16 protein-coding genes and 1 tRNA gene are annotated in these 8425 nt (G+C 36.4%); all 17 read left to right on the top strand.

Annotation, left to right across the window (positions count from 1 at the left end):
* A partial coding sequence (locus tag IAE53_RS09875; RefSeq protein ID WP_200136052.1) for a hypothetical protein occupies positions 1-265 on the top strand: 265 nt, incomplete at its 5' end.
* Positions 266-797: 532 nt separating this feature from the next.
* The gene (locus IAE53_RS11640; protein WP_368668228.1) at positions 798-1238 is read left to right on the top strand and encodes a methylase; all 441 of its coding nucleotides are present in this window, start codon (positions 798-800) and stop codon (positions 1236-1238) included.
* Between the two features lie 13 nt (positions 1239-1251).
* A complete protein-coding gene (locus IAE53_RS09865; RefSeq protein WP_200136051.1) occupies positions 1252-1533 on the top strand; it encodes a hypothetical protein in 282 nt (93 codons plus the stop codon).
* Positions 1533-1706 carry a hypothetical protein gene (locus IAE53_RS09860; protein WP_200136050.1) on the top strand — a complete coding sequence of 58 codons (174 nt, stop codon included), beginning with the start codon at positions 1533-1535 and terminating at the stop codon, positions 1704-1706. The genes IAE53_RS09865 and IAE53_RS09860 overlap by 1 nt, the downstream gene beginning before the upstream one ends.
* 2 nt (positions 1707-1708) lie before the next feature.
* Positions 1709-2128, top strand: a complete 420-nt coding sequence (locus IAE53_RS09855) for a YopX family protein (RefSeq protein WP_200136049.1) — start codon at positions 1709-1711, stop codon at positions 2126-2128.
* Positions 2129-2130: 2 nt separating this feature from the next.
* Complete coding sequence (locus IAE53_RS09850) at positions 2131-2304, top strand: hypothetical protein (RefSeq protein ID WP_200136048.1); 174 nt, start codon at positions 2131-2133, stop codon at positions 2302-2304.
* Positions 2304-2714 (top strand): hypothetical protein, encoded by a 411-nt coding sequence (locus tag IAE53_RS09845; RefSeq protein ID WP_200136061.1) that lies wholly within the window; start codon positions 2304-2306, stop codon positions 2712-2714. Before IAE53_RS09850 ends, IAE53_RS09845 begins: the two co-directional genes overlap by 1 nt.
* Positions 2714-2890 (top strand): hypothetical protein, encoded by a 177-nt coding sequence (locus IAE53_RS09840; protein WP_200136047.1) that lies wholly within the window; start codon positions 2714-2716, stop codon positions 2888-2890. The genes IAE53_RS09845 and IAE53_RS09840 overlap by 1 nt, the downstream gene beginning before the upstream one ends.
* Entirely contained in the window at positions 2887-3009 is a 123-nt protein-coding gene (locus tag IAE53_RS11575) for a hypothetical protein (RefSeq protein ID WP_255527351.1), read from the top strand. The genes IAE53_RS09840 and IAE53_RS11575 overlap by 4 nt, the downstream gene beginning before the upstream one ends.
* A gap of 216 nt (positions 3010-3225) precedes the next feature.
* Positions 3226-3687 carry a sigma factor-like helix-turn-helix DNA-binding protein gene (locus tag IAE53_RS11635; protein WP_368668225.1) on the top strand — a complete coding sequence of 154 codons (462 nt, stop codon included), beginning with the start codon at positions 3226-3228 and terminating at the stop codon, positions 3685-3687.
* 251 nt (positions 3688-3938) lie between these two features.
* Positions 3939-4526 carry a hypothetical protein gene (locus IAE53_RS09830; RefSeq protein ID WP_200136046.1) on the top strand — a complete coding sequence of 196 codons (588 nt, stop codon included), beginning with the start codon at positions 3939-3941 and terminating at the stop codon, positions 4524-4526.
* Between the two features lie 160 nt (positions 4527-4686).
* Positions 4687-4759, top strand: a tRNA-Ala gene (locus tag IAE53_RS09825).
* Positions 4760-4937: 178 nt separating this feature from the next.
* Positions 4938-6038, top strand: a complete 1101-nt coding sequence (locus IAE53_RS09820; protein ID WP_233610661.1) for a helix-turn-helix domain-containing protein — start codon at positions 4938-4940, stop codon at positions 6036-6038.
* 29 nt (positions 6039-6067) lie between these two features.
* Positions 6068-6544: a hypothetical protein gene (locus IAE53_RS09815; RefSeq protein ID WP_200136045.1), complete on the top strand. Its 477-nt coding sequence runs from the start codon at positions 6068-6070 to the stop codon at positions 6542-6544.
* 57 nt (positions 6545-6601) lie between these two features.
* Positions 6602-7357: a hypothetical protein gene (locus IAE53_RS09810; RefSeq protein ID WP_200136044.1), complete on the top strand. Its 756-nt coding sequence runs from the start codon at positions 6602-6604 to the stop codon at positions 7355-7357.
* 55 nt (positions 7358-7412) lie between these two features.
* On the top strand, positions 7413-7760 hold the full coding sequence (locus IAE53_RS09805) for a hypothetical protein (RefSeq protein WP_200136043.1): 348 nt from the start codon (positions 7413-7415) through the stop codon (positions 7758-7760).
* The gene (locus tag IAE53_RS09800; protein WP_200136042.1) at positions 7750-8241 is read left to right on the top strand and encodes an HNH endonuclease; all 492 of its coding nucleotides are present in this window, start codon (positions 7750-7752) and stop codon (positions 8239-8241) included. Before IAE53_RS09805 ends, IAE53_RS09800 begins: the two co-directional genes overlap by 11 nt.
* Positions 8242-8425 lie beyond the last annotated feature (184 nt).

Here is an 8425-nt window from a genome sequence, read left to right as displayed (position 1 = left end):
GACTGACAATTTGAACGTATTCGCTGAAGTGAATGACACCATCATGAACGTATTGGACTTACAGTATCATGACTTTGACAAAATTAAGGTCACGGACTTTGTGCGAGACGTTGAAAGTGAGTTGTACAACAACATGATTGACTACAATCAAAAGATAATCAAGAGCCAAATCAACATGGTTATGCAACGAGAACAATTTACAAAAAAGCTAGTTAAGGTACACGGAAAAACGTTCCGAGCCTATCAAAAAAGTAACAATAATTAAATTAGAAAATGAGAAGTTTTCAAAAAGTAACAAAATAAGCGTTACTTTTAATAAAAAATGTTACCTTTTGAAATTCAGACGTACCAACGTTTTAACTGGCAAGAGTAACAAAGTAACAATTACTATATATAAATTATATATATATTATTATACGAAGTTAAAGCACATACAGTGTTACTAAAAAACGTAACCGAATGTGATAGGGAGGGTGGAGGCATAGAAAGTGTGATGAGATGAAAATAGTTTGGTCATTGTTTGACAGTGGCAATTCATCGTATAAGCGAGCTATCGATAAATACTTTGACAATATCGAGAATTACTCAATAGGTATCGACAAATTAAACAAAAATTCTAATTTCATCAATCTGATCTATCTAACTTTAAAGAGATATTTGGTGACAAGTCATTGTTTGAAACGTTGGACAAGCTACCTAAGCCAGACATTATTCTGGCTAGTCCACCTTGTGAGAGCTTTTCAGTAGCTAGTGCTATGAAAGGCGGCAATAAGTTCTATGTTTGGGAGGATGGAAATATGACACCATCAACAGCAAATAGAATTTTATCAAAGAATGATACGCCGTTTAAAAGTGATGTAGCAAAGGCAACTTTGACTAGGATAAATGGTGAATTGTGTGCCTACAACACCATTAGAATAATCAACAGGTACCAACCCGAAACCTGGGTGATTGAAAACCCACAGTCTTCAAAAATTTGGTACTACTTGGAACATAATTATAACTTTGTGGGTATTGCGAATGTTGCACATTATGCGGTCTATGATAAAAGTTTTCCAAAGAAACCGACAACGTTTATGTCTAACAAGTTCTTATCATTAGGGAAAATGTCATCAGGATCTAAAGCAGATATTGTTATTGGGTCAAGAGGACAAGGCAGGAAGCAAATTAGAGATTATAACGAGCGGTCAAATATACCACTTAATTTAGTTAAAGACATTTTAGAACAGGTCATTTGAAAGGAGAATGATTATGAAAATAGTTAGCTTACAGAGCGTGGGATTGGGAAATATTGGAATGGAAATAAATGAAAGAGTTTTTGCTAAACCAATCCGTTATGAAGTGGGTGAAGGGGTCGCAAAACTTGGTTATTTGATGACTGGCAAAGAGCCTAAGGTTACTAAAATAGAATTCGGTGAAGACTATGATGGTATGGGTTTGCCAAGACAAGATGATACTTATTTCGTCCACACATCAGACGGACACATCAGAGTGCTGCCGGCAGATAAGTATATTGCGGAATGGAGCGAATGATGACACTAACCGAAGCAAAAAAATACGCCGAAAATCACGGTGGTAAACTGCGATATTCAAAGTATCGGTACACAAGAATGTCACATGGAATCCATACGTGGAGTGAACGAGATCAAGCTGTCTTTGAACTAGTGAAAAACGATGAAGAACAATATATTGATTGGAGTGAATAGTTATGCGAGAGATTAAGTTTAGAGCGTGGAATAGTATATTACACGAATATAGAACACTTGATATGAACAGTGGTAAACAAAATCTTGGAATGGGATTTGAAGTAACGGGTGGTATTGGTAGCAACACAACTACAATCTATCATTCTGTTGGAGATGTTCTTGAACAATACACAGGTCTCAAAGACAAAAACGGCGTTGAAATTTATGAAAATGACATTCTAAAAAGCGCAGGTGGAAATATAGAAGTTGTTATCTATATTGACGGAAGATTTGAGCCAGTATGTTGGTATGACGAGAAAACTTATGAAGTCGTTGGTAACGTACATCAAAACGCAGATTTATTAGCTGCCGACATTGAACGCATGATTCCTGATGACATCGGCAATGATCTTCATGAGTTTTTACACGGAGGAGATAAGTAAAAATGGCAAAAAAGCAAGATGGAAATGTAATGGTTGAATTATCACAATTTATGGTCGCTGCAATTATTAGTGAGTATGCTCAATTTAATGAAGATGATGAACTGATTACTGACGCAGATGAGTATAACTCAATCGTTGTTGAAGGCACACCTGTTGATGATGAAGGAGATAAGTGATGACTGAACCAGTAGCATACAGAACAAAAGACGTCAGCGAAACTTTAGGCTGGCGATATAGCACATTAAAGCCAGTTAACAAACGTTCAGAACCACTTTACACAGCAGAACCATTACACCCACGTGTGAAGATGACACAGGCGGAATTTGATTTATTCAGCGAATACAATCGCGGCATTAGAGGATTTGAACAATTAGAGGAACACATTGAGGTTGAATCTAATATGAAGTGGTTTGTGAGAAGAATACTTCCAAATGCAGGTGGTAATATGCTTTATTGCACTGATGAAGGTGAGTTGACTTACAACAATAATAAGGAACATGCGACACAGTTTGATACCAAAGAAGAAGCTGAAAAATGGACTAACCCATTAACAGAAGCGGTGCAGTTACCAGTGGAGGGCGAGTGATGTTGGGAGACATTATTATCAGCTTTAAAGAAGACATGGTACGCACTAAAAATTGGCTTATCCAAGCGTATTTAGAAAATACCTGCAAACATGACTATAAAATTGTTAGTTTTAACAGCAGTCACGAGTGGATGAAGTGTAAAAAATGCGGAAGAATTTGGGTTAAAAAGAAATGATTGAAATAGGACACAACTTACAGCATGCGATTGAGTCTGGCGTGTTAGTGTCAGCAATGGTCGCAGCGTTGCATATTGTGATGAAATTTGTAACAGAAATGCGATCTCACTATAAGTGATTTAGGTAGACCAGTAACAATATTTGTATCGTTATACCGAAAATAGAAATTACTTTCGTGCCACGGCTATGTATTAAAAAGCCAATCAGAAGAGTGATCAACAATAGAAAAATCATAAAGTAAATTAAAGCGTGAAGTAGTAATAAGGTCATAGTACCTCCTGACGTTTTTAATATTATAACATGTAGAAAGAAGAGCGAAAATTGGCGGATAGAAGTGACAGAACGGAGAGAAAAATTGCAATATGATCGCGAAAAAACAATAAAAAATGTATCAGATTTCTTTGGTAATCCGCTGTCTGTGAATAAGCCTAGTGAATTTAAAGACTTATTAGACTTAGCCCACATATCAAACGTTGATTCTTTGTATCACTCGCCAGTCATTTCTGATATGCCAATGAACAGCAGTGTTGGTAATCACGTTGAGGAGTCAACAATCAATCTGATTGCAAATGGTGATGCAAAGCTGATGATTCGTTTAATTGGTCAGGCAATGCATAACATGGAAGACCGGTACAGTCGTGCAATATATTTGCGCCACTTCAAACGGTTATCCATTGATGAGTTGGCAGAGGCGATTGGGTATTCGCCCAGCAACGTTGATAAATTGCTCGAGACGGCATATTATAAATTCGCACTGTGGACAGAAGAGTTTCTAAAACTTACCTGTTCGGTGTGAATTGAGTACTTATTGAGTGGGGACAGAGTGTGGAAATAAGCGGTATATTGGTATTATCAAATAATTAACAAAAATTTCATAAAGTGTTATTTAAATGGTATTGGATGTGATGGCTTGATACAATAATCTCTATTTGTTGTTGTGAATTAAAATAATGTATAAATTAACTATTGACAACTGTATATATACAGAGTATTATCGTAAACGTTGTGTAAAATATCGTTACAATAAGGACAAAGTGATAAAATATCATGAAATATAAAAAAACAATCATTACTGTGGCTGCTGCGGTAGCTATCTCGTTTGGCGCTGCAACTGCTGTGGCGGATAGTGGTTCATGGGCTGGTACTCCTAACCTATCTAACACACGTAATATAATTGACCAATTAGGTAACAAACTAACTGACCAATCAACTAAGGTGTCTAATCTGACACAACAAAGTGCTGATCTCCAAAGTCAATTGACAACAGCACAGAACAATGTATCGACACTTCAAAATCAGATGAACGATTTGAAAAATCAATTAGGCACTGCAAGTTCAACAAATGATAGCTTGCAACAACAAATTCAACAAAAAATAGCTGAAACGCAACAGGCAATTGCCGACGGGAATAATAAGGTGGCTGCGGTTCAACAACAAGTTGATGCTAAACAAAAAGATTTAGATGCAGCAAATGCGACGATTTCTAATTTACAAAGCCAACTAAATGATGCGCAACAAAAATTGAATGACTCAACCAATCAAAGTTCTCAAACAAAGATACAAAACGACAATGCTTTGCAAGATGCAAAAGACACAGAAGCACATGCACAATCTGTTTTAAACGCACATCAATAAAATAAATACAATATTTAACACAACAAAAAGTTAAGCCCAAAAACGGCTTGGCTTTTTTTATTTGTGGTTATTGCTCATCCATTAAAAGCAACGTTACACATGCTTCGGAAAAAGCCGCTGTGTATGTAAAAATACGATAGGTTGGAATATCTATCATTATGGGAGTATAGCTCAATTGTGAGAGCGCTGTCTTTGCATGGCAGATGTTGAGAGTTCGAGTCTCTCTATTTCTATTAACATAAATTTATATAAAAATGTTGGTTCGACTCCAACCCGGGCAGTCTTAGAATATGCTGTCTGGTAGCACAAAGGATAATGCGTTTATATATTTTATGTTTGTTGGCAGGTGGCGGAATAGGTAGACGCTAACGGTTGTTTGATGAGTATGGTGAAAACTTTAGCAGGCGAACAGTGTCGCAATATCTTAGTACAGGCTCAACCAATGGTCGCGTTAGAACCAATTCTAAACAAAAGCCAGATAACAAAGTCAAAGATGTGAAGCGTGGCACTGAAATTGTCATCAACAAGGACGGTAGCACAACATCATCTACGACAATGCAAATGACTTCCGAACAGGCTAAAGACCCAGATTTCGTATTAAGAGCGCATGGCTTTAATCCTGATGATTGGGATATCGTATCAGCACGCAATAATTTCTGGCAACAGAATAGTGTTGAGAATGGCTTGATTGATTTGTATCAGTCAAAGATTACGGTTAAGCCTAAAGTTGATAACGACATCAAGCGAGCGGTTGAAGTGTTGACACGTGATATTAAGCCACTTAAAGTGCAACAATCAATTAACCCATCACGGAAGCGTAACTTAGTCATACCGATTACAGACAACCATTGGGGTATCACTCACTTGTCTGATGTACAAGGTAAGTTGTCAGAATTACTAGATATCATTAAGCAAGGATATGGCACGATTGTCATTGAGATGATTGGTGACATGCTCCATTCTGATAAGATTAACAGCACTGAAACGGTTAGCGGCACAATACTTGAAGATGTTGATATGCCAAAGGCGATTGATGAAGCTATGCAATTTACTGAAGCGATTGTGGTGACAGCGTTGCAAAATGCTAACACAGTGATGATTAAGTCAGTTGGTGGTAATCATGACTTTGATATCTCGTATATGTTTATGATCTGGATTAAAGAACGGTTTAAACAGGCTCAAGTAGATGTGAACAACCGTTATCGCACAGCTTACCTATTAGGTCATGTTCTTATTTCAATCCAACACGGCAACGTCAACAGAAAGAATCCGGCACAGATACTAGCTAACGAGTGCAGAAACCTATGGGGTATTGCAACAACTACCGAGATACATTCAGGTCATCTTCACTTTGATAAGACAGAAGACCAAAACGGTGTCGTGTTCAGACAGTTCTCAACGCCAAAGCCTAGTGATGATTGGGAAACCATGAACGGCTTTGTTGGCTCAAACAAGTTAATGTATGCGCTTGAGTACAATGATGACCGATTGAAAGTTGAGCACTTTATTTAGTTGCCGAGTGGCACGTTTAGGAGAATGATATGATTGATAAACCACACTATTGGGTCATGACTTTTAATGATAGATATGTTTCTAATCTGGAGGTGTTACCAAATAAATTCAATGTTGAAGTTTCAAGTAATATTAACGATAGCAAGCTGATGACTCGTGATGAAGCGGAAGGTAAAATAGTTGATTTTCAAATAAACAGCAACAAATATTTTGGACATAAAATTGGCATTAGAGTTTCAGCGATTGATTTAGATAGCGATAGTAATGATGAAATAGGTATTGATGATTTTGTTGGTCATTTCAATTTTTTCATTGATGAAAATTCTACGGCTATGTTTGGTGATCATAGTTCAATAAAATCACTTAATACGATGCTGCGTGTTTCTTTGGGGAAAGCTGCTCGTGAACTTAATCTAACCGAAAAGTCTATTATTAAACTTGTTGATTCTCGTCCTGATTTAAAGATTGATAATTCAGGTCGTGAGCCCGAAATCAGAAAAATATAATTTCTAATCCAACCCACGTCTCTCTAGTAGTATAATTACTGCTATTGGAGGTTGGAGATGAATTCACTATTGTGTAAAGTTAAAAAAATATTTAAACCAATTAAGGAGTTTTTTAATCTTCAAGTGAGCAAATTTGGAATGCTTAAAGTTGTTATTATTTTAATAACTGCTCCATTTTTTGCACTCATACAATGGTCATTTGCTATTGTTTCTTTGTATAAGTTCATAACGGTTGTACCTTGGTCAGAAATAGTACAAGTTATTTTCTTTACCAAAGACCATCAATTAAATGGTGTTGGAACCGCATCGGCTTTATCTGTTTTGTTATTGGCTGTTAATGTTTGGGATGGACGACGGAAGGCAAAAAGGGATCTTCTTTCAAAAAGCCGAATAGAATGGATGACCATTGTACGACCCTTGATAGCAAATTATGTGACACATGTTTCAAAGTATATGTATTTGTACGATTTGTTTGCTTTTGATCGAAATCCGGACACAAAAAATGAAAAAAATAAAGAATTAACTGAAAAAATGGAGCAAATTAGGAGTGAGTATTATCAAATAATTCTTTATGTTCCGAAAAACGATTCTAATATGTTATTGCTTAGAAATATAGAAAATCTTTTCGGGGAAATAAATAATATTACGAATTACTATGAACATGGGATTAGTTACGGAGAAATTAACGATGGCAATCCAACAGCTGAACAAACATTGGTTGATGAATATATTTCTAAATTAATAAGTAAAACAATAAATGATGGTGGAATATATTTCAAAGAGGAATGGGAACGTGCAAAAAAAGGAAAATAAATCGACTTAAAGCGCATAAGCGCTTTTTATTTTGCAGTGAATGAGGAGAAAAGAAATGACAGAATTTAATTTAATGAACGGACAAGCAATTGAACTAACCAAAGACGGTGTGTTGATTAAGGGCAATCATATTGAAATTGATGGTAGTCTGACTATTATTAAAGGCGATAAATTCGCAACCGTTATGGAGCAGGGTAATGAACAAGTTAAGAATTCATATGTACCTATTGATGATGAACCAAAGATTATGGAACCAGCTACAAAGAGTAAGTCAAATCGTGGATTAGGTGACATCACTATTAACGTCAAGGTTGAAGTAGATGACAGTGAGCTGAAACAATTAGGTGAGAAGTATTCTCGAATTGGTAAGGCAATCACCGAAGCGTTCGATAATGGGAAGTAAGGTACACACATGCACGCATCAAGGTTGCCATAGGCTTATACCATTTGATGATAGGTACTGTACACAACATATTGCATTACATCCCCGAGACACGAAGCGATTTGACAAGGCATACAACGTTAAGCGACAACATGATATTAAGACCAAAGAACGTATTGCTTTCTATCAGACGAAACAATGGAAGCAGTTACGGAAGCAAGTTATCGAACGTGATAATGGGTTAGATCAGTATGCTTTACGTGATGGTCTGGTAGTACCTGGTAAGTTGGTTGACCACATTGTTCCAATAGAGTTTGCACCAGAGCTGAAAGATGATATCAATAATCTTGTACTAACATCTATGGCTTCACACAAAGCTAAGACAGAGTGGGAACAAACATACTATGGGACAGGTAAGAAGAACATGATTAACAAGAGTGCTGTTCCTGTTAAAGAGATAAAATATATTCCAATTAAATTTAATGAATTAAAGACGATTTAAGACGTTTAATTGTATTTATGTGTGTTTATACTCAAACAGGTTTAAAACGTAACTGTGAGCGTCTGATAGGGGGCTATGGGTGCGATAAAAGGAAAACGTAGTATAGCTCTCGTCTTCAATAAATGTCCCAGAAAATGAATTTGAAAAGTCCCGAAAAATAACTTTTGATGAGAGGAGGTGGCTT

Origin of the sequence: Leuconostoc sp. S50 (assembly GCF_016624925.1) — a bacterium.
Taxonomy (GTDB): Bacteria; Bacillota; Bacilli; order Lactobacillales; family Lactobacillaceae; genus Leuconostoc; species Leuconostoc pseudomesenteroides.
The sequence above is the reverse complement of the archived record's forward strand: the minus strand, read 5'-3'. Positions and strand labels throughout refer to the sequence as shown.

Coding starts and splice junctions, on each gene's coding strand:
- IAE53_RS11640 (WP_368668228.1), top strand. CDS start 798: ATGACACCATCAACAGCAAATAGAATTTTATCAAAGAATGATACGCCG.
- IAE53_RS09865 (WP_200136051.1), top strand. CDS start 1,252: ATGAAAATAGTTAGCTTACAGAGCGTGGGATTGGGAAATATTGGAATG.
- IAE53_RS09860 (WP_200136050.1), top strand. CDS start 1,533: ATGACACTAACCGAAGCAAAAAAATACGCCGAAAATCACGGTGGTAAA.
- IAE53_RS09855 (WP_200136049.1), top strand. CDS start 1,709: ATGCGAGAGATTAAGTTTAGAGCGTGGAATAGTATATTACACGAATAT.
- IAE53_RS09850 (WP_200136048.1), top strand. CDS start 2,131: ATGGCAAAAAAGCAAGATGGAAATGTAATGGTTGAATTATCACAATTT.
- IAE53_RS09845 (WP_200136061.1), top strand. CDS start 2,304: ATGACTGAACCAGTAGCATACAGAACAAAAGACGTCAGCGAAACTTTA.
- IAE53_RS09840 (WP_200136047.1), top strand. CDS start 2,714: ATGTTGGGAGACATTATTATCAGCTTTAAAGAAGACATGGTACGCACT.
- IAE53_RS11575 (WP_255527351.1), top strand. CDS start 2,887: ATGATTGAAATAGGACACAACTTACAGCATGCGATTGAGTCTGGCGTG.
- IAE53_RS09830 (WP_200136046.1), top strand. CDS start 3,939: ATGAAATATAAAAAAACAATCATTACTGTGGCTGCTGCGGTAGCTATC.
- IAE53_RS09815 (WP_200136045.1), top strand. CDS start 6,068: ATGATTGATAAACCACACTATTGGGTCATGACTTTTAATGATAGATAT.
- IAE53_RS09810 (WP_200136044.1), top strand. CDS start 6,602: ATGAATTCACTATTGTGTAAAGTTAAAAAAATATTTAAACCAATTAAG.
- IAE53_RS09805 (WP_200136043.1), top strand. CDS start 7,413: ATGACAGAATTTAATTTAATGAACGGACAAGCAATTGAACTAACCAAA.
- IAE53_RS09800 (WP_200136042.1), top strand. CDS start 7,750: ATGGGAAGTAAGGTACACACATGCACGCATCAAGGTTGCCATAGGCTT.